The sequence below is a fragment of the Pseudomonas fluorescens genome, from assembly GCF_900215245.1.
Taxonomy (GTDB): Bacteria; Pseudomonadota; Gammaproteobacteria; order Pseudomonadales; family Pseudomonadaceae; genus Aquipseudomonas; species Aquipseudomonas fluorescens.
The window spans coordinates 1,376,749-1,399,702 of the sequence record NZ_LT907842.1 but is presented as its reverse complement, the minus strand read 5'-3'; the positions used below and the strand labels follow the sequence as shown (position 1 = coordinate 1,399,702).

Below are 22,954 nucleotides of genomic sequence, written 5' to 3'. Positions count from 1 at the left end.
CCCCGCATTCGCGAGCAAGCTCGCTCCCACAGGTTGGCCCGGTTTTCACCGGGAGGTCGGGTTACAGGCCGAGCAGTGCCATGCGTTCGCGCACCGAGGCTTCAATCCCGGCTTCGTCCAGCCCGCATTCGGCAAGCATCTGCGCCGGCTTGGCATGTTCGACGTACACGTCCGGCAAGCCCAGGTGCAGCACCGACTTGAGGATATTCTCCCGCGCCAGGAACTCACTGACCGCCGCACCGGCGCCGCCCATGATGGCGTTTTCTTCGACCGTCACCAGCAGCTCATGGCTCGCGGCGATTTCGCGCACGAGGGCTTCGTCCAGCGGTTTGACGAAGCGCATGTCGACCACGGTGGCGTCGATCTTCTCGGCGACTTTGAGGGCTTCGGCCAATTGCACGCCAAACACCAGGAATGCGGTCTTGCTGCCCTGGCGGCGAACAATGCCCTTGCCGATTTCAATCGGCTCAAGGTCTTTTTCGATCAGCGCATTCGGGCCGTTGCCGCGTGGGTAACGCACGGCGGCCGGGCCGTTGTACACGTGACCGGTGCTGAGCATCTTGCGCAGTTCGTTCTCGTCGCTCGGCGTCATCACCAGCATGCCGGGAATGCAGCGCAAGTAGGACAAATCAAAACTGCCGGCGTGGGTCGGGCCGTCTTCGCCGACCAAGCCTGCGCGGTCGATGGCGAACAGCACGTCGAGATTCTGCACCGCCACATCATGAACGAGCTGGTCATAGCCGCGTTGCAGGAACGTGGAGTAGATCGCCACCACCGGTTTCGCGCCTTCGCAGGCCATACCGGCCGCAAACGTCACGGCGTGCTGCTCGGCAATCGCCACGTCGAAATAGCGCAGCGGGAAACGCTCGCTGAACGCCACCAGGTCGGAGCCTTCCTTCATCGCCGGGGTAATCCCCACCAGGCGTGGGTCGGCGGCGGCCATGTCGCACAGCCATTCGCCAAATACGCCGGAATACTTCGGCCCGCTGGCCTTTTTCGGCGCGGCGGCGGGAGCGTCCACAGGCTCGAGCTTGGTGATCGCGTGGTAACCAATCGGGTCGACTTCCGCCGGGGCGAAGCCTTTGCCTTTTTTGGTGACGATGTGCAGGAATTGCGGGCCCTTGAGGTCACGCATGTTGCGCAGCGTGGCGATCAGGGTCGGCAGGTCATGGCCGTCGATCGGGCCAATGTAGTTCCAGCCCAGTTCTTCGAACAGGGTGCCAGGCACCAGCATGCCCTTGGCATATTCTTCGGTACGCCGGGCAATTTCCCACGCGCCGGGCAGGCGCGAGAGCACCTTCTTGCTGCCTTCGCGCATGCTGGCGTAGGTGCGGCTGGAGAGGATTTTTGCCAGGTAGTTGGACAGGCCACCGACGTTGCGCGAGATCGACATGTCGTTGTCGTTAAGGATCACCAACATGTTGGCGTTCACTTCCGGCGCATGGTTCAGCGCTTCGAACGCCATGCCGGCGGTCAGCGCGCCATCGCCAATCACGGCAATCGCCTTGCGGTCGCTGCCTTGCAGGCGGGCGGCAATCGCCATGCCCAGCGCCGCACTGATGGAGGTGCTGGAGTGGCCGACGCCAAAGGTGTCGTACTCGCTTTCGGCGCGACGCGGGAAGGCGGCCAGGCCGTCCTTCTGACGCAGGGTGCCCATGCGCTCGCGACGGCCAGTGAGGATTTTATGCGGATACGCCTGATGGCCCACGTCCCACACCAGCCGGTCGTCCGGGGTGTCGAACACGTAATGCAAGGCGATGGTCAGCTCGATAACGCCCAGCCCTGCACCGAAATGCCCACCGGTCTGACCGACCGTGTAGAGCAATTCCAGGCGCAACTCATCGGCCAGGGTTTCCAGCTCGGCTTCACCCAGTCGACGCAGGCCGTCCGGCGTGGCAGCACGGTCGAGCAGGGGCGTGGACGGGCGCTTGCGGGGAATCTCTTGGAACGTCGTGGGCATCAGGCGAATCGTTATAGGTATAGAAGAGGCGGCAGTTTACCTCAAGCCGTGCAAACTGCCCACGCAGAGCGCCGAACTTGGCTGATATGCGGCGCTAATAGCCCGCGTTATCAGTGGCGGCGTTCGACGATATACCGCGCCAGGTCGCGCAGTGGCTCGGCCGCCGCGTCGAAAGGTCGCAGGGCATTCAGGGCCTGGTCACGCAGTTCCAGGGCATACGCCTTGGCGGCTTCGAGGCCGAGCAGGGCCGGATACGTCGGTTTATCGCGTGCGGCATCCGCACCTTGGCGCTTGCCGAGGGTCGCGGTGTCACTTTCGACGTCGAGAATGTCGTCTTGCACCTGGAAGGCCAGGCCGATGGCTTGGGAATAGGTCTGCAAGGACGCCAACTGCGCAGCGTCGGCCCGACCGCTGGCCAGGGCGCCGAGGTGCACGGCGGCTTCGATCAGTGCACCGGTCTTGTGGCGGTGCATGTGTTCAAGGGCTTGCTGGTCCAGCTTGAGGCTGACCGAACCCATGTCGATCGCTTGCCCGCCGACCATGCCGGCCGGGCCTGCGGCCACCGCAAGTGCCGTGACCATGCGCAGGCTGATCTCGGCATTCACGCTGTTCAGGCGCGGGTCCAGCAAGGCGCTGAACGCCAGGCTCTGCAAGCCGTCACCGGCGAGGATCGCATAGGCTTCATCAAAAGCTTTGTGGGTGGTCGGCTGGCCGCGACGCAAATCATCGTCGTCCATCGCCGGCAAATCGTCATGCACCAGGGAGTAGGCGTGAATCAGCTCGACCGCACACGCCGCGCCATTGGCCTGCTCGGCAGGCGCGCCCAGGGCTTCACACGCGGCATACGCCAGCAACGGGCGCACACGCTTGCCACCATTCATCACGCTGTAGCGCATGGCAGCATAGAGGCGGTTCATTTCCGGGCTTGGCGCAACAAACAAGGGCTCGAGCGCCGCATTGACCCGGGCTTGGCTACTGGCCTGATACGCGTCGATCATTCCGGCTGTTCCGCATCGAAAGGTTCTTCGGCCAACTCCCCGTCACGTTCCAGCAGCACCTGGACCTTCTGCTCCGCCTGCGCCAAGGCGCTCTGGCAGTCGCGGGTCAGGCCGATACCTTGCTCAAACGCCGTCAGCGAGTCCTCCAGCGACAACTCGCCGTTCTCCAGACGCTCGACCAGGGTTTGCAGGTCGGCGAGGGATTGTTCGAAATCGAGTGCAACTTTTTTGCGGGCCATGGCGGCTATTCCGGTAGACGGTAAACCGGCGCGACACTAGCAGACATGGGGATTCTGGGCAAATGAGCGGGCAAATGAGTGGGGGCGCTTCAGTCGTCTCGGCCATTGATTTGATAACGCGTACTACGGCCTCCGCCGGGCAAGCGGACCAGGCAGTTTTTTTCCAGCAGATCAGCCAGATGGCGGGTTGCAGTAGCCTTGGACACCTTCGCCACGGCCTGGTACTGCGCGGCGCTGATGCCGTGTTCGAAGCCCTTTTCATCGCCGTCGAGCAGGCGGTTGAGTACCTTGATCTGTTCGGTGGACAACGAGAGGTCGCGGTGCTGCTGCCAGAACCGGGGCTTGCCTAGGACGCGTTCTATTCGCGCCATCGCCTGCTGCAGGCTGCGCAACAGGGTTTTCAAAAACCACGCCAGCCAATCAGTGATATCCAGTGTGGCCTTCTGGCTGGACTCCAGCGCGCTGTAGTAACCGGCGCGGTCCTCGAGGATGCTGGCTGACATGGCATAAAAACGGATGGCCTGATGGTCGCCCTGGGCCAATGCCAAATCAGTGATTGCGCGGGTCAGGCGACCATTGCCGTCATCGAACGGATGCAGCGTGACAAACCAGAAGTGCGCGACGCCAGCGCGGATCAGCGGGTCCAGCTCTGGCTGGTTGCGGCTGGTTTCGAACCATTCGAGAAAATCACCCAGCCCTTGCTCCAGGCCTCGGCGCGGTGGCGCCTCGAAATGGACCGTTGGCCGATCAAGTCGCCCCGACACCACCTGCATGGACTCATCTCCCCTCAGTGCGCCGACATTGAGCGCGCGTGGGGCAAAGCCAGCTTCCGGGGTGGGGAACACCCAGTGATGCCAATTCAATAAGCGCGTAAGAGTGAACGGCTGCGCGAACTGCTCGGTGGCGTCCATCATCAGTTCGGCGAGGCCTTCACTGCGTCGACTCACCTGGCCGTCCTGCATCGCCTCCAGGCCCAAGCGCCGCGCCAGAGAGGAACGCACGGAGCCGACATTCAGATGCTCGCCCTCGATTGCCGAGGAGGTCAGAATATTTTGCAGCAACGCATCCAGCTCATTCTGCGCACTGACTGTCTGGCTGACGGAGCCAAGCATGCCCAGCAGCTTGCCTTGGGCTTGCCCGCACTCGCGCAGCAAGACCGCCAGCTGTCCGGGCTGCCAATGAAAGTGGGGCCAATCGGTGTGTTGCCAGATCCAGTACGGATGATCCATGGGGCATGCCTGGGTGCGTGAGCCGAATAAAAACGTTATTCGGCTCATTTTGTGAGCCGATTGTGCATCCTATTCGGCTCATCGTCCACCAGACACCGAGCCAGACGGCGGCGTCGTCCGGGAAAGTCAGTCACTGTCAGCGGTTAAATAACACTGCCCCTGCGCGTCCTTAAGCTGTGCTTCAAACGCGATCAACCCCGCCTGCATCTGCTGCAACCCGGCAATCTGTCCGGCCAGTTCGCGCTTCTTACTGGCGATGGCCTGCTCTGCCCGTGCCCAAGGCAGGGCATCGCCTTGGTGCCCGTGCAAAATCCCCTGCAACTCCTTGAGCTTGAAACCCAACTGCTGGGCGCACTTGATCAATGCCAACAGCTCGACACTGTGCGCGGAATAGATCCGATAGCGCCCCTCCCGCTGCGGTACTGGCAACAGGCCTATCGCCTCATAGTGACGAATCGCCTTGATGGTCGTGCCCGATAACTGCGCGGCTTTGCCGATGTACATGAAAACTCCCTTTTCCCATTAGTCCGCTCGCCTGTGTCAGCCACTTTGCGCGGTGCGCTGGCGTAGATCCCAGCACCGGCCCGAACAGCAACGTCTTGGTCGGCCGGATGCCGCAAAACGCCAGGGTCGCGCTGCGCAGTTGATGAATGCCCGGCATGCGGTAGAACCAGCGGTAATACCACGGCGGCGTGTCCAGGGTCACCAACAAGTGCGCGGTTCGGCCGAGCAGTAGCTTGTCAGGAAACAACTTGCCTTCGCGGTATTTAAAGGCAAAGCCGGGTAGGAAAATACGGTCGATAAACCCCTTTAACACCGCCGGAATACCGCCCCACCAGATCGGGAAAACGAAAGCCAGGTGGGTGGCCCAGAGGATGTCGGACTGGGCGCTGAGCAAATCGGGTTCCAACGCCTGAATCTGCGCGTAGCCGTGGTGAAGCACGGGGTCGAAAGTCAGATCGCCCAGGGATAGCACGCGTACCTGGTGACCGGCGACTTTTGCGCTGTGGATGTAGGCTTCGGCCAAGGCTGAACACAGGCTCGTGGTGGAAGGGTGGCCGAGGATGACCAGGATGCGTTGGTGCATGGGGTGAGGTCCTGAACGTCGAGGCGTTCAGGGTAGGGTGTGCCGTATAGGGGAGAGTCAAGGGCCGCCCGGTTAAGCGAACCCAATACTCAAAGCAGCAACGATCAAAGGTGGGAGCGGGCTTGCTCGCGAAGACGTCGGCCCAGCAAACATTGAAGTTGACTGAACCACCGCTTTCGCGAGCAAGCCCGCTCCCATCGGGATCTGCACTTAACAGAACAGCAGAGGCTTGCCTGAAAAATGCCTACGCAACATCAGGCCGTGTGCTTGCTCCCTGTGTCCATGTCCGTGCTGCCCCAAGGCCGCCAATCATCAGTATGCCGCTCACTGCCATGTGGCCCGCTGGAGCTGGTCCCGCCTGCCAGGAATTTTTCCCACAGGTTCTTGCTGTCGGGGTCGCTGTCTTTGTGCAGGTAGGGCGCCAGCCGCGCCAGGGAGCTGCCTTTTTTGTCTTCGGTTTCCTTGAAGTGTTTCCACTCGTCCGACTGGTACTCGAACATCGACTTGTCGTCCGGCGTGTCACGGCCGCCATACATATAGGTGGCATAACGCGCGTATTCGAGCTTGTCGCCCCAGTCGTCCTTGGTTACGCCGGCAGCGGCGAGGTCCTTGAAGAACTTGCCCTGGGAATCGGTGAGCTTTTGCAGCTTGGCATGCTCGACCGCTTCGGCGATCAGGGTGCCTGCGACCCCGAAGATCACCCCGGCCACGGCGAAAATCGGGCCCGCCACACGGGCACCGATGGCGAGCCCGCGAATAACCGTCGCGGCCACATCACCGGCCAGTTTGCCGGCCAGGTGCGCGCCTTTGGGGGCGAACATCGCGATGGTATTGGCAATCGCCATACCGGTGCCGGACGCACCGCCGCCCAGCGTGAAGGCAGCGTCGGTTTTTTCCAGTGCGGTCTTGGCGTTTTTCAGTTTGCGCGCGCCGGAAACGATGTCCATCACGCCGCCGGTCAAATCCAGGCCGGCGCCGCCCATAAAGCGCAGGAACGAGCGCCCGGAGGCGATCGCAATTTCAGATTTCGAAGCCGGGGCGCCTTTGCCGGGAATGTCCTTGACGCCCATGTGTTCGCCAAGGGATTTGGCGGCGTTGTCATACTCCTTGACCTCATCGGCCGACAGGTTGCCCACGTCGAGCTGCTTGAGGGTTTCGGAAGACTCTTTGACGCGGCTGCTGATGGATGCGGCCAGCGCGTCAGATTGTTCGGTGGCTTTCTTGCCCCAGATATCCGGCAGGTTCTCATCGATCAGGCCTAGCCATTCGGTGGCTTTGATTTTAGGCGGGCCTTTGCCGTCTTTGTCCACGGCAGGGTCATAGGTTTTAGTGCCACCCAGGGTTTCCACAATGTTCGAGCCGAACTTGAGGAAGTCGTTGGTAAAGCTCAAGCCGGCGACCAGGTCTTTCGCGGCGGCGATTTTCTGGTCGTCGGTCATGTTGCCGCCGCCATTGGCGAGTTGCAGGGCGCCGCTGACCAGGTTCATGGTGCCCGCCATCGCACTCAGCCCGCCGGTGGAGCTGGCGGTGTGCAACACCGTCTTCAAGGAACCGGCCGCCGCTTCGCGATTGGCGCCCAGGCCCTTCAATTGGGTGTCGACCACCTTGTCGATGGCTTTCGGGTCGCCGCTGGCAGCCGCCAGACGAATGGCCGCGGCGATCTGTTTGTTTTCTGCCGGGGTCAGCCCTTTGATATGGCCGTCGAGGATGTCGATCTCATCCTTCATTTTTTTGTACATGTCGTAGGCTTTGTCGCCCTTGTCCAGCCCACCCAGGGCGGCGTTGATGCCACCCTTGATCATGGTGAACGAGGCCTTCAGCCCGCTTTCGGCATTCTCCGGCGAGACCTTGTCGGGGTGTTCCATGTAGGTGTTGAGTTGGTGCGTCATCATGTTCTGGTCGAAGGTCTGACGGCGCGCGGTGAAGCTGTCCGGTTCGAGAATGCGCAGCGACTCGAAATAGCGGTCCACGTCCAACTCGGCCATTTCCGATTTTTTCGGATCGCCCGAGTCATTCATGGCGATTACATATTCTTCGAAGTTCAAGTTGGCATCACGGCTGCCATCTTTAAACAGCGCCGGGAACACTTGTTCGCGCACTTCATTCAAGCGGTCTTGCGACAAACTACCGACACTTTTCTTTAGTTCGGCGTCGTAACGATCTTTAATCCCTTCCTTGCCCATCAACGTGGAAATTTCTTTGGCGAGTTTGTCTTCGTCGACCATCTCCTTCACGTCGTTGCCGTTGAGCTTGGTCGGGGTCTTGTCCGTTTCCCGGTAAGTGCCGCTGCCCAGGTTGATGCTCTCGGCATAGCCGTACAGGTCGTAGCCACTGTCCAGTGCGGCCTGGGCGTCCATCAGCTTGACGATCTTGGCTTCATCCGAGTCTTCGCTCAGCTTGCCGCTCTTGATGTCATCGCGAATGCCCTGCACAAAGTTCTCGGCCGTCTGGCCGCCCACGGTCTTGTCGTTGGGCAACTCCATGTCCATTAACCCTTCGGCGCCGAAGGTGGGGATGTTGTAGGTGTCGCGCAGGGCCTGCACGTCCTGCGGCTCATCGGGTGGCGCGGCCTTGTCGGTATGGGTCGCGTCTTTGACGTGCATCAGGTCACCCTTGAGGCTTGAGTAGCCGTACTTGCCGAAATCCTGCAAGCGGCCGGCCTCGGTGCCGTGGCGGGCTTCTTTGTCTTTGGTGAAGCCATCAATGCTGTCGTTGTCTTTGTTGCGGGCGTCATAACCGGTCAGCAGCTTGCCGTTTTCATCGATACTGGCCACGTGCTCCAGCACCTGGGTGGCGCGGTACGCGGCGTCGGCATCGTGGTCGAAATCCCCCACCTGTTTCTTGAGGTTCTCCTTCACATCGCTCTGGTTACCGAGGTTTTTCAGCAGCGGTGTGGCGTCGATAATCTCCTTGGCCGAGCGCGTATCACCGTCGGGGCGCTTCTGCTGGTCGCCCAAGTCCGACTTCACCACCTCGCCGCGCAGGCTCGAATAGCCGTACTTGCCGAAATCCTGCAGGCGGCCGGCCTCGGTGCCGTGCCGAGCGTCGCCGTCCTTGGTGAACCCGTCGATGCTGTTGTTGCCGACATTTTCGCCAGCAGTCAACTTGCCACTCTCATCGATGTACTCGACATGTTCGAGCACTTTGGAGGCGCGATAGGCCGCGTCCGCGTCCTTCTCAAAATCGCCGACCTGCTTTTTAAGGTTGTCCTTGACCCCACTTTGATTGCCCAGTTGGGCGAGCAGTGGCGTGTCATCAATGATTTGCTGGGCCGAGCGGGTATCACCCTCAGGGCGTTTCTGGCCCTTGCCCAACTCATCCTTGGGCGCAGAGGCTTTTTTGACGGATTTTTCCCAGGCAGCGACGGAGCTTTTAGGGGTGACCGCGGCGTCCTTTGGGGTCGTTTCTACCTTCGCTACCATGGTTCTTCTCCTGATGTAATTATTGCCCCGGCGTCTTTTAAGGCGCGCAGGGGCGCCCAACTTCCTGGATAACTACCCGAGGCTGTTTATTGAATAACAAGAGGGCGGCCTTAGTGGCGCGGCCGCTGTGCATGAGTGCTGCCAATAACACTGTCACGCAACTTAGCATGATGAATTAGCCGACTAGCCCAGCCTTCACAACAATTCACAACGCCACGGCTAATGTGAAACATTCGGGGCGTAGTGCCGGCCCCTGCAAAAAAAGCGCGCCATTCAGGGCAGGCTTATCCTAGAGCGCGGCAAGCGAAGTGTTGAGGCGCTGTCAGCGCCGCATAACCGTTCATCAGATTGCGATGCAGTCGTGTCAACCTTGGCCAAGGGGGGCTTTTGGCTGGGGCGCAAACGCCAGGTAAAAAATCTCACGCGTGAGCTATTGAGCATGCCGAGCATTACCTGTAGATTTTCTCACGCGTGAGTTTTTCACAACGAGGTCAGTACCATGAAAAGCAGCTCTCCATCGAGCCCGCCAGCAGGGCCCGATACCGATTCAACAAGCCGCAAGGGAGAGCGCTTGAAATCGCCTGCGAAAAAGCCATCGAGCTTTTACATGAAGCAGATGCGCGCGGGCTTGGCGGCCGCCGGTTATGTGAAACACGAGACTTGGGTGCTTCCCGAAAACCGAAGCCTGCTCAAGCAGATGGAGAAACAGCTTCGCCAGCCGATTCTGGCTGGCTCATTCATGTCGGAGAATTTCATGAGCGCAGGTACTAACTGGAATATCGATCGCCTCTTCACGGCTTTTCAGGCGTTGGACGAAGTGGTGTCCAACGACATTACGCTTTCTCTGGTTCAAGGCTCCGAGTCCAGCATCAAGCTGGAAATGAACGACTTCGGGGGCTTGCCGATTTATATCGCGGTAGTGGGCGAGCAGATCATCGTGGACACCGTGCTGGTCGACGTCGAGTCCATCAACGACGTAACCGCCTTCAATGACGCAGTGCTGCGCAGTCGGGAAATGTTCCCGTTGTCTTCGATCGGTATCGAGTCCATGCCTAACGGGCAAGTTGTTTACAACATGTTTGGCGCACTGAGTTCCGACTCCAGCCTGACTAACATCGTGACCGAGGTGAAAACCCTGGTTGATAACGTGCAGCGCGCCAGCGAAGCCTTCGAACGTTTCTTCAATTAATTATTCGGGAGTATCCAATGACTCAGTCCATCTGGAGCAAATTGTTCACCGCGCTGCGTGGCGGTGCCAGCGAAGTCGGCGAATCGATCGTTGACCAACAAGCCCTGCGCATCCTCGACCAGGAAATTCGCGACGCCGACACGGCGCTGGCCAACGCCAAGCGTGAGCTGGTCAGCATCATGGCCAAGCACAAGCTGGCGTCTGATCGCGTGGGCGAGTACGACGCCAAGATCAAGGACCTGGAGTCCAAAGCGATGGCGGCTATCCAGGCCAATCGCGAAGACCTCGCCCTGGAAGTCGCCGAAGCCATTTCGACCCTGACCAACGAGCGTGACGTCGAGCAAAAGCAGACCACCGAGTTCGGCGGGTACGCTGAGAGCATGCGCAAAGACATCACCAAAGCCGAAAGCCGGATCAAAAGCCTGCGCCAGCAAGTGGACATGGCCAAGGCGCGTGAAAGCGTACAAAAGGCCCAGGTCAGTGCGTCCATCGCCAGTGGCGGTGCCAACGGCAAGCTGGAAACCGCCGTCGGTACGCTGAACCGCTTGCAAGCCAAGCAGCAGCAACGTGCCGCTGAACTGCAAGCCCAGGATCAACTGGCTGAGGCCTCCACGGGCAACGACCTGGAGCGCAAGCTGCGCGAAGCTGGCATTACGCCGGACACAGGCAGCGCCAACGCGATTCTGGAACGCCTGAAGCAAAAGTCGGCTGAGTAAAAAGCGCCGAAGCAGGCCGGGCAGGTCAGTTAAGTGAACGAAATGCTCAAAGCAGCGGCGCTCCCACAGAGGCCTTGCACTTAACTGACCGGCATTCAGGTCTGCCCTTCCTTTTTTTACCTCGAGGTCAGGATGAATACCCTCAAGGGTTTCAAGACAATCGCCGGCCTGGCCGTTTTTATGGTCGCGCTGCAACTGCTCAATGTCGCCACCGGTTACAGCCTCATGGCATTCGGCCTGGTCCCGAGAACCGTGCAGGGGCTGTTCGGCATCCTCGCCTCACCTTTTTTACACGCGTCCTTCGCTCACCTGAGCGCCAACCTGATTGCTTTTTTGGTGCTGGGCAGCCTGGTCATTGTCGAAGGGCTCAACCGGTTCATTGCCGTCAGCGCGATCATCATTCTGCTGGGCGGCTCGCTGGTCTGGCTGTTCGGTTTCAGCGGCGTGCACGTCGGCGCCAGCGGCTGGGTATTCGGCCTATGGGCCTACCTGCTGTCTCGCGCCTGGTTCCACCGCAGCTGGAGCAACCTGATCATCGCCGGTGTGGTGGCGGTGCTGTATGGCGGCCTGATCCTTGGCTTTCTGCCGCGCCAGGGGATTTCTTTCGAAGGTCATCTGTTTGGTGCGCTCGCCGGGTTTATTGCGGCCAAGGTACTTCTCTCTATGCCGCGCAGCAGGTTTAATGCCGGGTGAATGCCGAGGCGATGACGTCATCAGGAATCAAGTACCCAGGGAATCGGGACGACATGTCGATTTTTCTTTTATTGCGCCTATACGCGGCCTGCCGCTTTCACCGCTTCGGCGACCGCGCCAACGCGGCTCGACACCCCTCAATCAACCCGCCTGGCGCCACGCGCGTTGAAGGCGGCGAACGCTTCTACATCGCCTCCACCCGCCTCAAGGAAATCTCCAATGGGATGGTTTAAACAGTTGATGGGGCTTGAGGCCCCGCAAGCGAATACAGAATCGAAATGGACCGCAGGCCAAACCCTGCCGGCCACGGGCCCGTTGGGCCTGGCGCCGGGCAAAGGCGTGATGTTCGACACGAGCCTGAAATTGCTGCTCGATGAGAAAACCACGGTGGTGATCCCCGGCTCCCAGGAAATCTGGGCCAACGGCAGCGTTGACCTCGGGCAATCGACCTGGCTGTCGCGCTACTACATGAACGACGAAGATTACTGGCTGCAGGTGCACACCACCGGCGAGATCGCCGGGCAGGTCGAGTCGGTGATCCTGTTCAACTACCTGAGCGTCGTCACTATCAGCAGTGAAGCGGAACTGCGTCGGCTGGCCGGGCCACAAAGCCTGATCGGGCTGCCGACCTACACCCACTACGGCGTCGAATACGCCCGCGTGTGGGGCAGCGAGCCTGGCCAGACAGAACTGGTGGCGATGACCGAACAGGTGATCAACCCCGAGACCGCCTACACCGTCGAGCACCGTTCGATGCTGTACGCCCGCGACACAGGCCTGACCGATCGCCGAGAGTTTTTGCTGTTTTCCGTCGAAGAAGACGCCGAAGGCACCATCAGCTTGAGCACCTCGCTGGGCATTTCGCTGTACACAACCGACCTGACTGCGCTCTAAAAAAGGAACACGTCCATGCTAGAAGCTCTCTCCATCTCTCTGAACAAGGCGGCTGTGTTCGGGTTTGTCACCTATATCCTCGGGGCTGCGATCATTTTCGCGCTGTTCCAGTTCATCTACACCCGCGTCACCCCGCACAAGGAGTTCGAACTGATCCGTGCCGGCAACGTGTCGGCGGCGGTCGCCCTGGGCGGTGCCATCATCGGTTTCGCCATTCCGGCCAGCAACGTGATTGCCTACTCGATCAGCATCCTCGACTTCGTCGTCTGGGCGGTGATCGCCGCCGGCGTCCAACTGTTGGCCTTTCTGCTGACCAGCCTGGTGCTCAAAGGCACGTCCGAGCGCATCAAGAACGGCGAACTCGCGGCCGGTATCTACGTGGCCGCCGTGGCCATCAGCGTCGGCATGTTGAATGCCGCGTGCATGACGCCCACCCAGTACTGATTGCGCACGGAGCTCTCGATGAAACGAAGCAAGTACGTTCAGCTGTCGCTGGCAGCGTCGGTCGCCATGGCGATATCCGGTTGTGGGCCGACGGAAAAAACCTACGATTTGCAGAAGAAGTACAACTTCCAGTCGGTTCAGCAATGCGCCGATGAAAATCTGCCGGTCGACGTGTGCTCGGACGCCTACATGACGGCCATGGCCGAGCATCGCCGCATTGCCCCGGTGTACGACAGCCAGACCGATTGCGATGCCGACTTTGTCGCCGGCTGGTGCCAGCAGGATTCCACCGGCAAGTTCATCCCCAAACTCGGCGGTTTTGAACTGACCGCCGCCGGCCAGGTGACCCAATCCCAGGTCGATGCGGCCAATGCGCAAGCCGGCGGTTCCCAAGCGAACAGTGGCGGCTCAGGCTTCTCCACCAGCAGCCTGCTGACCGGCCTGCTGATCGGCAACATGCTCAGCAACAATCGCAACAGCTACCGCTCCGAGCCGGTGTATCGCTATCGCGATGATCGCGGCAATTACGGTAACTCGACGCTCAACCAGCGGGTCTCGAATGGGGCGACATTCGGCCGTTCGAATCAGTCCCGGTACGGCAGCAGCAATTACACCAACACGCTGCGCTCCTCCAGCAAGCCGGTGTCCGTGGCGTCCTCTACCTCGCGTGGCGGCTTTGGCAGCAAAGCCAGCGCCCGCAGCGGCTGGGGCGGCGGTGGGTCGAGCAGTTAAGGAAACCGGGCCATGAAGAAGATCCACTGCGCAGAACGTCCTGACTGGCAACAGACTGCCGAGAGTCTCGGCTTTCTGTTCCACACCATCGACGGCGAACCCTACTGGGACGAGCGCGCGTACTACCAATTCACGCTCGAGCAAATCGAGCGTGACCTCGAAGACCCGACCACCGAGATCCATGACATGTGCATGGACCTCGTGGCCCGCGTGGTGCAAAGCGAAGAGCTGCTGGAACGGCTGAGCATTCCTGCGCCGTTCTTCGACATGATTCGAACCTCATGGCTCGAAGGCCACCCGCACCTGTACGGGCGCATGGACTTCTCCTACAACGGCACTGGGCCCGCCAAACTGCTCGAACTCAACTACGACACGCCGACCAGCCTCTACGAGGCGGCGGCGTTTCAATGGGGCTGGCTGGAACAATGCATCGAACGCGGCCTGCTGCCCAAGCATGCCGACCAGTTCAACAGCATCGACACCAAACTGCACCAGGCCTTCGCTCAATTGCAGGTCAACCAACCGTTCTACTTCGCCTCGATGAAAGACTCGGTCGAAGACAAAGGCACCACCGACTACCTGCGCCTCGTCGCGGAAAAGGTCGGCATCGAATCACGCCACATCGACATCGAGGACATCGGCCTGACCAGCGACGGCCGTTTCGTCGACCTCGAAGATCGCTGGATTCCCCACCTGTTCAAATTGCACGCCTGGGAATTCATCTTCCACGAGCCCTTCGGCACCGCGATTGCCCAGTGCGATACGCAGTTTTTCGAGCCCGCGTGGAAAGCCATCCTCTCCAACAAAGGCATCCTGCCGCTGTTGTGGGAATTCAATAAAGGCCACCCGAACCTGCTCGCGTCCCACCTGGATACCGACCCCGGCAAAGCCGTGCCAAAAGGCTGGGTGCGCAAACCGTTCTTCTCCCGCGAAGGCGCCAACATCGAACTGCAAACCGCCGACGGCCTGATCGTAAAAGAAGACGGCCCCTACACCGATGCGCCGTTCATCCTCCAGGAGTTCGCGCCGCTGCCGCGCTTTGGCGACAGCTACACGCTGATCGGGTCGTGGGTGATTGGCGATCAAGCCGCAGGGATTGGCGTACGGGAAGACAATAGTTTGATTACCAAAGATTCCAGCCGGTTTTTGCCGCACCTGATCCTCGACTGAGTAAGGGCAAACACCGCGTCTGTGGTGAGTGGGCTTGCCCCAATACTCAAAGCAGCGAAGATCAAATGTGGGAGCGGCGGTGCGACGATTCGACTTGCTCGCGAAGACGGTGTATCAGTCACCGAATTTATCGACTGATTCACAGCCATCGCGGGCAAGCCCACTCCCACAGTTTTTTGAGGGCCGCCCCTCAACCTCAGCCCTGACGCGCCGTCACCGCCGCATACCCATTCATCAAATTCCGATAGTTAGGAATCCGCTGAGACAACAAATTCCCCAACCCTTCCATGTCATTGCGCCAGTCGCCCTGCAACTCACACGCCACCGAAAACCAATTCATCAACTGCGCCCCCGCCTGGGTCATCCGGCTCCACGCCGCCTGCTGCACCGTGGTATTGAACGTGCCCGAGGCATCCGTCACCACAAACACCTCAAACCCTTCCGCCAGCGCTGACAACGTCGGGAACGCCACACACACATCCGTCACCACACCCGCAATGATGATCTGCTTACGCCCAGTCGCCTTGACCGCCTTAACGAAATCCTCGTTATCCCACGCATTAATCTGACCAGGGCGCGCAATATACGGCGCCTGCGGGAACATCTCCTTCAACTCCGGCACCAACGGGCCATTAGGGCCTTGCTCGAAACTGGTGGTGAGGATGGTCGGCAAGTTGAAGAACTTGGCCAGGTCCGCCAGGGCCAGCACGTTGTTCTTGAACTCGTTGGGGGAGAAGTCCTGCACCAGCGAGATCAGCCCGGTTTGGTGGTCGACCAGCAGGACTACGGCGTCGTCTTTGTTCAAACGGCTAAGGGTTGGCGTGCTCATGGTTGAATCCTTTTTTTGTTTAGGTTGGGTTGGCGTTGCGTTCAACATGGGCACAGATTAATGGGTGAGTTAGCAGTGATAAATCGGCTGGCGCGTGTCTTACCGTCAACTCAAAAAGGACAATCAAACCGATGGAACAAACACTGGGACTTTTTGGCCGTTCGGCGTGGGCGCAAACGCCACCTTGAGCCGTTGCCCGATGCGCAAGCGGTGCGCAGCGTCACACTGGATGACCGACAACATCGTTGGCCCTTCGTCGAGCGTCACGTAGGCAATGCAATGCACGTCGTCTGCGCGCCCGCTATAGCTGAAGCTGTACAACGTGGCGCCACCGCTGGCGACGATCCAATCGGTTGCGGTGCTGCCGGTGAAGGGGCTGTGATCGCGGGGGTAGTAGTAGGCCTTGCCGGTGTCCAGGCAGCGGCGTAGCAACAGTTGGTCTTGATTGGCCGCGGCCCAGAAGGGCGCACTTTCCGGGGTGATGTGCGGTGAGGTCAGTGGCATATCAGAGGCGCTCCAGTATGAGTGTGGCGCTGCCGTGGCGTGAACCCAGCAGGCCGCCGGTGCCGTGGGCCAGAGCCAGTGCGCAATGCGGCCGTTGAACGGCCGGGTGTGCTTCGCCGCGCAACTGGCGCACGGCCTCGATCAGTCTGGCCATGCCGCCGCGATGGCCCGGGTGGTTATTGCACAGGCCGCCGCCGTCAGTGTTTACCGCCAAGGGGCCGACACCGCTGATCAACTTGCCGTCGGCGACAAAGGCACCGCCTTGGCCAGGGGCGCAAAAACCGAGGTTTTCCAGCTGGATCAATACGGTGATGGTGAAGCTGTCGTACAGCGAGGCGTAGTCAATATCGCCCGGTGTCAGGCGCGCCTCGCTGAATGCGTCGGCGCCGGATTGCGCGCCGCCCGAGGTCAGCAGGTCGAAGTAACCACCGTTCAGATGGTTAATCGCATAGCCCGAACCGATAGGCGTAATCAGCGGCCGTTTGAGCGAGCGCGCAATGGCCGGATGGACCAGCACCAGCGCGCCGCCGCCGTCGCTGATCACACAGCAGTCCAAGCGCCGCAAAGGGGCGGCGATCAAGGGTGAACTCAGTACGTCTTCCACCGTCACCACATTGCGCAACATCGCCTGTGGGTTGTGTTGGGCATGGTGCGACGCCGCGACTTTTATCCAGGCCAGTTGCTCGGCCGTGGTGCCGTGTTCGTACTGATGGCGCATGGCGCACATCGCGTAGAGGTTGACCACGGCAGCGCCATAGGGCGTTTCAAACGGCGCTTCACACGCGCTGTACGCGGGGGCTGATGCGCTGCTTTGCGGACGTTGGCGCTCGGCACGCGGGCGCCCGGCCTGGGTGATCAAGGCGACGCGGCAGCGCCCATCGGCGATGGCGCGTGCAGCCTGGGCGACTTGATGCATGTAGGACGAGCCCCAACTTTCCGTCGTATCCAAATGGCGTGGCTGGATGCCCAGGTACTCGACCATGGAGAACGGCCCTACGCCTGGCGCCGCCCAGCCCGGCACATCACTGGCGCAGAAATAGCCGTCGACATCACCGAGGCTCAGCCCTGCATCCTCCAGGGCGCCGCGTGCCACATCGGCATGCAACTGCGCCAGGGAGCGGTCCGTGGCGTGACGGGTAGGGTGTTCATAGGCTCCCGCGATATAAGCTTTACCCCTCATGGCTGGCAGCTCCGGGCGGCGTATTCGATAAAGAACTCAAGCGCCTGCGGGTCACGCATGGCGCTGGGGTTGGCGACTTTCTGCGGGTCGTGCCCCATCAGGATCCGGCGTACCGGCACTTCCATTTTTTTCCCGGTGAGGGTGGTGGGAATCAGCGGTACAGCCAGGATGCAGTCCGGCACATGCCGAGGTGTGCACGCCAGGCGCAGGCAATCATTCACGCGTTGCTGCAAAGGCTCATCCAACACCGCGTCGGCACGCAGCTGGACAAACAGCGGCATAAAGAAACCGCCCTGGGGCAAATCAAGGTTAACGATCAGTGCATCCTCGATTTCTGCGATGTGCTCCAGCGCCCGATAAATCTCCGCCGTGCCGATCCGCACGCCAAAGCGGTTCAGCGTCGCATCGGAACGCCCCAGCACCTGGCAGCCGCCGCGTGCATTGAGTAAAAAGAAATCCCCATGGCGCCATACGCCGGGCCACGGCTGAAAGTAGCTGTCGCGATAGCGCTCGCCCGTGGGGTCATTCCAGAAATACACCGGCATCGACGGCATGGGCGACCTCACCACCAGCTCGCCGACTTGATCGATCACCGGCTGGCCGTGCGCATCAAATGCATGGGCATCCACCCCCAGGGCGCGCGCCTGGATCTCGCCGGCATACACCGGCAAGGTCGGTACGCCACTGAGCAGCCCGGTGCAGATATCCGTACCGCCGCTGCCCGTGTTGACCCACACCGCCGCGTTCAGGTTGCGATAAAACCATGCATTACACTGCGGTGAAACCGGCGACCCCACCGGCATTACCGTGCGCAGTGCGTGCAGGTCAAAACGCTCGCCGGGCACTATGCCCTCGCGCTGCATCAGCTCTATGTAGGTGGGGCTGGTGCCGAAAAAACTCGCCCGGCTGTCTTGCAGGATTTGCCACAGCGCATCGGTGCCTGGCCAGGTGGGATGGCCGTCGTAAAGCACCGGGCGAACACCGCAGAGCAAGGCGCTGAACAAGGTGTTCCACATCATCCAGCCGGTGGTGGTGAAAATAAAGGCGGTGTCACCCGGACGAAAATCCAGGTGCAGATGCAGTGCTTTGAGCTGCTCCAGCAGAACCCCGCCATGGCTGTGAACGATGGCTTTGGGCACCCCCGTGGTGCCGGACGAGAACAGTACCCACAACGGATGATCGAAGGGAACTTGCGCGCACTGGAAATCGGCGGCGGGCACACTGGGGCGCCGGCGCAAACTGTGCCAGTCGATGGCGTTAGCCAGCGTCAATGGCTCATCAACAAACAGCGTCGGCAGCACAATCACCTGCTGGATACTGCCTAACTCGTCGACGATCTGCCGGACCTGGTCACGCCGGTCAAACGCCTTGCCGCCATACCGGTAGCCGTCCACCGCCAACAACACTTTCGGCGCTAATTGCCGCACCCGATCCAGCACACCCTCACTGCCGAAATCCGGCGAGCAACTGGCCCAGATCGCACCGATGGCTGCGCAGGCACACAGCGCAATCATCGCCTCGGGGATGTTTGGCAGGTAAGCCACCACGCGATCACCGGGCACTACGCCGAGCTCTCGCAGATAGCTGGCGAGCGTGCGTACTTGGTCGGAGAACTCAGCCCAGGGCAAGCCCTGCAAGGCGGCGGATTCGCTCAGGTAGAGCAGCGCATCGCCTTGCCGTTCGTTGCGCAAAATGTGTTCGGCAAAATTCAGCTGCGCGCCGGGAAACCACTCAGTACCCGGCATCCTGCGATCACCCAGCACCGCGTGGTATGGGCTACTGGCCTGCACCCTAAAGTGATCCCAGATCGATTGCCAGAAAGCGTCCAGATCATCGACCGACCACTGCCATAGCCCGTGGTAGTCGACAAAGCTCAGCCCGCGCTCGCGTTTGAGCCAAGCCAGGTAATGCGTGAGGCGGGTAGGTTGGATATGTTCAGGGGAGGGCTGCCAAAGCCGTTGGCCCTGGACCACTTCGTTGAATGCAGTCGCCACGATTAAAGACCTCTGACGTTTTTGTTTTTAGGGTCATGGGGTATTCATACGTGGCGGACTGTAACGCCAAATTGTACGGCGTACAATTAATGGGCTTTCTGATTATGTTGTGCGATTTTTCAGTGACGCGCCGCCAGGGTTTCCAGGCCGCAGAGGAAGGTCTCGACATAAAACGCAAAGCTCTCATGCAGCGGCGCGTGCACACCATTTTGCCAGCGCAGGCTGAAACCGCGGTTGCTCAGTTGGTTCATGTTCTGCGCAAGGGTCGGGTGCTGCTCGGCGTCAATGGCCTGCAGGCTTTCCTGTACTTGGTGCTGCCACGCCTCGGTGTCCTCCGGCAGCGGGGCGAACTCCAAGGTGGTGAAACCGGCAAGGGCGGCGATAAAGGTGTTGTAGGCGCCAGCCAATGAAGGCCCGCTGAAACCCGCTTGCTGCAATGCCGCCAATACGCCTTCCACCAACTTGAAGTCGGTGCGGGTGTTGGAGACCAGTTGCGCACCAAGCAACGGCGCGACATTCGGGTGCTGGTGCACAGCGTTATGGCAATTAACCAGGGTGGCGCGAAGGTAGTCCTGCCAGCGTTCCTGAGGCTGCGGTGCGACCTGTTCGAGGACTTTGGCCAACACTTCGCTCAACAGCAATTCACGTGACGAGACGTACCAGTAAATGGCCGTGGGGTACACGCCCAGGCTATTTGCCAAGTTGCGCAGGCTGCATTTTTCCAGGCCTTCGCGGTCGATCAACGCCAATGCAGCGGCGATAATCGTGTCTTTATTCAGTTGGTTTTGCGGGTCTTCGCCAACGGTTTTTTTACGCCTGCCTCGTGGGTTTGCGGTTTTGCTGGTCATGGACGTTGTTCCGGTTGAGCGACGGCGAAAGGATAGCCGGTCGTCGATTCGCTGTCGCTCTTCCAGGTAGGGCGTCAGTCGCCGGTCAACATGCCGCCATAGCGTTCGACAAAAGCCTGTGTAGCGTTAACCAGCCGATTCATTTCGTGCTCGGTCAGCGGCAGGCTCAACGCAAACAGCCCGCGCCGCGCACTGTAGATCCCACCTTCAAGCAGGTGGAAAAAGAACAGGTCCCGTAGGCTGTTTCGGTCTGTCGGGATATCCGTGGGCCGCAGGATCGGCCTGCCCGTGGGATGCAGGTTCATCACTGAACCCTGCCCGGTAAACTGCATCGGCATGCAGGCGAGCACCTCGTTCAGTTGCTCGCGTAACCGGTCGCCCCTCGCATTCAACGCAAGGGCTTGCTCACGGGTATACACCTGCTCCAATCCAGCGATACCCGCCGCCATGGTCAGTACGTTGTTGTTGAAGGTGCCTGCGTGAGAGAGGCGGCCATGGCGCGGATCGAACTGCGCCATGATGTCTCGTCGGCCACCCAACATGCCACAGGGCATCCCGCCGCCGAGGTATTTGCCCAGGGTCATCAGGTCCGGCTTTATACCGAGCTTTTCCTGTAAACCGCCTGGGCCAAGGCGTGAAGTCATCACCTCATCGAACACCAGCAATATCCCGTGTGCACGGCTCAACGCGCGCAAACCCTCGAGAAAGCCCGGCGCGGCGCAGATACAGCCACCGGCGCCCAACATCGGCTCCACGAGGATCGCCGCACACGCGCCAGGGTGCTCAAACAGCAAACGCTCGACACTGCGTAGATCGTTGTAATCCGCCAGGTACACGCGGTGGGGCACATTCATCGGCGTGCCTGGCCCGGCAAAACTCAGCACGCCGCCGTGATAAGCGCCGTTAAACGCGATGACGCCGTCGCGCCCGGTGTAGGCCCGTGCCGCCGCCAGCGCGAGCAGGTTCGCCTCGGTACCGGAATTGGTAAAGCGCACCTGTTCGATACAACCGAAGCGCTCCACAATCAGCGTTGCCAACCGCGCTTCCAGTTGCGTGTGGGCGCTGAGGTTCAGCCCGTTCGCCATCGCCGTCGTCAGCGCCTGGATGATCACCGGGTGAGAGTGCCCATACAGCGCTGCGGTGTATTCGGCGAGAAAGTCGACATAACGATGCCCGTCCAGGTCATCCAGAAAACAGCCCGTCCCGCCCGACATCACCAACGGAAACGGCTCATAAAACAGCACTGAGCGGGTATTGCCACCCGGCATTACCCGCGCGGCCAAGTCCAGTTGCCGGGCGCTGTTGGGGTTGGCGTGGGTGTAGCGGTTGATGCAGTGCTGCAACACGGACTTATCAGGCGCTGTGAACATCGCTCACCTCCTTGGATGCGTTGCGCTTCGGATACACCAGCAGCAACAGCGCAAACCAGGCCGCCGCCACATAAAACGCCGTGCGCGTCTCCGGGTCGCGAATCACCAGCACCGTCAACCCAGCCAAAAACAACAGTACCAACACGCTGCTGCCCCGCGCCCACGGCAAGCGATACGCCATCAGCGGCAACTCACCGCGCTGCACCTTGCGCCGATACGCCATATGCGTGGCGATGATCACTGCCCACACCCAAATCAACAGGCCCAAAATGCCGGTGATTAATAGGTTGAAAATACGTTCCGGCATCAGATAGTTCAGCAAGACCCCCACCAGCAAAATCGCAGTCGACACCATCAAACAACGCGCCGGCACCTGGCGCGGGCTCAACACCTGCAATTGACGGGGTGCCTGCTGAATATGCGACAGCGCAAACAACATCCGGCTGGTGGCAAACAACCCGGTATTGCACGACGACGCCAGCGCGCTGATCACCACAAAATTGATCAACCCGGCCGCAACCCCCAGGCCAATGCTGTCGAACACCCTCACAAACGGGCTTTGCGAGGTATCGATCTGGTTCCAGGGGTAAAGGGCCATGATCACCGCGATCGACCCGATATAAAAAATTGCCATCCGCCAGATGATGCTATTGATCGCTCGCGGCAATGTGCGCTCCGGGTTGGCCGTTTCCGCCGCGACCAAGCCAATCACCTCGACCCCGGCAAAGGTAAACGCCGCCAACGGTATCGCGTACCAAAAGCCACTCCAGCCATTCGGGAAAAACCCGCCGTGCCGCCACAGGTGGGTGATTGAAGGGGGGGGCTGCGACGATGTCTCCAGCCCGAACAGCAGAATCGCCAAGCCTGCAGCAATCAGCCCGACAATCGTCACCACCTTGATCAACGCCAGCCAGAACTCCACCTCGCCAAACGTCTTCACCGCAAACAAATTGATCACCATCAACACCACCGTGGTGACCAACGCCGGAATCCACTGCGCCAACTCCGGGAACCAATACTTCATCAACAAACCGATCCCCGTAACCTCCAGCACCCCCACCAGAATCCAGATCAACCAATACGACCACCCGGTGATAAACGCCACCCGCGGCCCCAAAAACTCCTCTGCATACGTTGCAAACGACCCGCTACCGGGCCGGTACAACGACAACTCCCCCAGCGCCCGCGCAATCAAATAAACCATCCCCCCACACAACGCATACGCCAGCAACAACGCCGGCCCCGCCGTGGCAATTGCCTTGCCCGAACCCAGAAACAAACCGGCCCCAATAATGCCGCCGATAGCAATCAACATCACATGACGCTCCTTGAGCGACCGTGCCAAGCCATGGTTGGAAGAGTGAAGCGGTGGTGTGGACATCAGCATTCCCCGAGCTGTATTGCACAGCAGTAGTGAGGTGGCCCGGCTCAGACCGGATTTTATTGTACGGTGTGC

Annotated in this window: 21 protein-coding genes and 1 pseudogene; 8 read left to right on the top strand and 14 right to left on the bottom strand. The window is 60.3% G+C overall.

The window, feature by feature from the left end; genetic code table 11:
- Positions 1-61: 61 nt before the first annotated feature.
- The 7 genes from dxs to CPH89_RS06530 all read right to left on the bottom strand — a co-directional run bounded on the left by dxs (position 62) and on the right by CPH89_RS06530 (position 8,935).
- Positions 62-1,960: a 1-deoxy-D-xylulose-5-phosphate synthase gene (gene dxs / locus CPH89_RS06560; protein WP_053258225.1), complete on the bottom strand. Its 1,899-nt coding sequence runs from the start codon at positions 1,958-1,960 to the stop codon at positions 62-64.
- Between the two features lie 110 nt (positions 1,961-2,070).
- Positions 2,071-2,958, bottom strand: coding sequence for a (2E,6E)-farnesyl diphosphate synthase (ispA, locus tag CPH89_RS06555; RefSeq protein WP_053258224.1), 888 nt, complete (start codon positions 2,956-2,958; stop codon positions 2,071-2,073).
- A complete protein-coding gene (locus CPH89_RS06550) occupies positions 2,955-3,197 on the bottom strand; it encodes an exodeoxyribonuclease VII small subunit (RefSeq protein ID WP_003176346.1) in 243 nt (80 codons plus the stop codon). Before CPH89_RS06550 ends, ispA begins: the two co-directional genes overlap by 4 nt.
- Before the next feature lie 89 nt (positions 3,198-3,286).
- A complete protein-coding gene (locus CPH89_RS06545) occupies positions 3,287-4,426 on the bottom strand; it encodes a Fic family protein (RefSeq protein ID WP_053258223.1) in 1,140 nt (379 codons plus the stop codon).
- Between the two features lie 126 nt (positions 4,427-4,552).
- Positions 4,553-4,930: a MerR family transcriptional regulator gene (locus CPH89_RS06540; RefSeq protein WP_053258222.1), complete on the bottom strand. Its 378-nt coding sequence runs from the start codon at positions 4,928-4,930 to the stop codon at positions 4,553-4,555.
- Complete coding sequence (locus tag CPH89_RS06535; RefSeq protein ID WP_053258221.1) at positions 4,869-5,513, bottom strand: NAD(P)H-dependent oxidoreductase; 645 nt, start codon at positions 5,511-5,513, stop codon at positions 4,869-4,871. Before CPH89_RS06535 ends, CPH89_RS06540 begins: the two co-directional genes overlap by 62 nt.
- Positions 5,514-5,767: 254 nt before the next feature.
- Positions 5,768-8,935 (bottom strand): type III effector HrpK domain-containing protein, encoded by a 3,168-nt coding sequence (locus CPH89_RS06530; protein ID WP_053258220.1) that lies wholly within the window; start codon positions 8,933-8,935, stop codon positions 5,768-5,770.
- A 607-nt stretch (positions 8,936-9,542) separates the two neighbouring features.
- Between CPH89_RS06530 and CPH89_RS06525 the strand changes: the two genes are divergently transcribed.
- The 8 genes and pseudogenes from CPH89_RS06525 to CPH89_RS06490 all read left to right on the top strand — a co-directional run bounded on the left by CPH89_RS06525 (position 9,543) and on the right by CPH89_RS06490 (position 14,773).
- Positions 9,543-10,124 (top strand): YjfI family protein, encoded by a 582-nt coding sequence (locus CPH89_RS06525; protein ID WP_094470401.1) that lies wholly within the window; start codon positions 9,543-9,545, stop codon positions 10,122-10,124.
- A 17-nt stretch (positions 10,125-10,141) separates the two neighbouring features.
- Positions 10,142-10,840, top strand: a complete 699-nt coding sequence (locus tag CPH89_RS06520) for a PspA/IM30 family protein (RefSeq protein WP_053258218.1) — start codon at positions 10,142-10,144, stop codon at positions 10,838-10,840.
- Positions 10,841-10,972: 132 nt separating this feature from the next.
- Positions 10,973-11,533: a rhomboid family intramembrane serine protease gene (locus CPH89_RS06515; protein WP_053258217.1), complete on the top strand. Its 561-nt coding sequence runs from the start codon at positions 10,973-10,975 to the stop codon at positions 11,531-11,533.
- Positions 11,534-11,640: 107 nt separating this feature from the next.
- Positions 11,641-11,766: pseudogene (locus CPH89_RS06510) on the top strand (potassium channel protein); the annotation flags it as partial.
- Positions 11,753-12,427, top strand: coding sequence for a DUF2491 family protein (locus tag CPH89_RS06505; protein WP_053258215.1), 675 nt, complete (start codon positions 11,753-11,755; stop codon positions 12,425-12,427). The pseudogene CPH89_RS06510 and the gene CPH89_RS06505, both read left to right, overlap by 14 nt.
- Before the next feature lie 15 nt (positions 12,428-12,442).
- A complete protein-coding gene (locus CPH89_RS06500) occupies positions 12,443-12,871 on the top strand; it encodes a DUF350 domain-containing protein (RefSeq protein WP_053258214.1) in 429 nt (142 codons plus the stop codon).
- A gap of 18 nt (positions 12,872-12,889) precedes the next feature.
- Positions 12,890-13,603, top strand: a complete 714-nt coding sequence (locus CPH89_RS06495; protein WP_053258213.1) for a DUF1190 domain-containing protein — start codon at positions 12,890-12,892, stop codon at positions 13,601-13,603.
- A gap of 12 nt (positions 13,604-13,615) precedes the next feature.
- Entirely contained in the window at positions 13,616-14,773 is a 1,158-nt protein-coding gene (locus CPH89_RS06490) for a glutathionylspermidine synthase family protein (protein WP_053258212.1), read from the top strand.
- A gap of 196 nt (positions 14,774-14,969) precedes the next feature.
- Here the strand turns inward: CPH89_RS06490 and ycaC are convergent, their stop codons facing one another.
- The 7 genes from ycaC to CPH89_RS06455 all read right to left on the bottom strand — a co-directional run bounded on the left by ycaC (position 14,970) and on the right by CPH89_RS06455 (position 22,813).
- Complete coding sequence (gene ycaC, locus CPH89_RS06485) at positions 14,970-15,602, bottom strand: isochorismate family cysteine hydrolase YcaC (RefSeq protein WP_053258211.1); 633 nt, start codon at positions 15,600-15,602, stop codon at positions 14,970-14,972.
- A 123-nt stretch (positions 15,603-15,725) separates the two neighbouring features.
- Positions 15,726-16,106 carry a Zn-ribbon domain-containing OB-fold protein gene (locus CPH89_RS06480; RefSeq protein ID WP_053258210.1) on the bottom strand — a complete coding sequence of 127 codons (381 nt, stop codon included), beginning with the start codon at positions 16,104-16,106 and terminating at the stop codon, positions 15,726-15,728.
- 1 nt (position 16,107) lies between these two features.
- Positions 16,108-17,286, bottom strand: a complete 1,179-nt coding sequence (locus CPH89_RS06475) for a thiolase family protein (RefSeq protein ID WP_053258209.1) — start codon at positions 17,284-17,286, stop codon at positions 16,108-16,110.
- Positions 17,283-19,280, bottom strand: a complete 1,998-nt coding sequence (locus CPH89_RS06470) for an acetoacetate--CoA ligase (RefSeq protein WP_053258208.1) — start codon at positions 19,278-19,280, stop codon at positions 17,283-17,285. The genes CPH89_RS06475 and CPH89_RS06470 overlap by 4 nt, the downstream gene beginning before the upstream one ends.
- A gap of 119 nt (positions 19,281-19,399) precedes the next feature.
- On the bottom strand, positions 19,400-20,128 hold the full coding sequence (locus CPH89_RS06465) for a TetR family transcriptional regulator (RefSeq protein ID WP_053258207.1): 729 nt from the start codon (positions 20,126-20,128) through the stop codon (positions 19,400-19,402).
- A 74-nt stretch (positions 20,129-20,202) separates the two neighbouring features.
- Positions 20,203-21,498, bottom strand: coding sequence for an aspartate aminotransferase family protein (locus tag CPH89_RS06460; protein ID WP_053258206.1), 1,296 nt, complete (start codon positions 21,496-21,498; stop codon positions 20,203-20,205).
- Positions 21,482-22,813: an amino acid permease gene (locus CPH89_RS06455; protein WP_232005429.1), complete on the bottom strand. Its 1,332-nt coding sequence runs from the start codon at positions 22,811-22,813 to the stop codon at positions 21,482-21,484. The genes CPH89_RS06460 and CPH89_RS06455 overlap by 17 nt, the downstream gene beginning before the upstream one ends.
- Between the last annotated feature and the right edge of the window lie 141 nt (positions 22,814-22,954).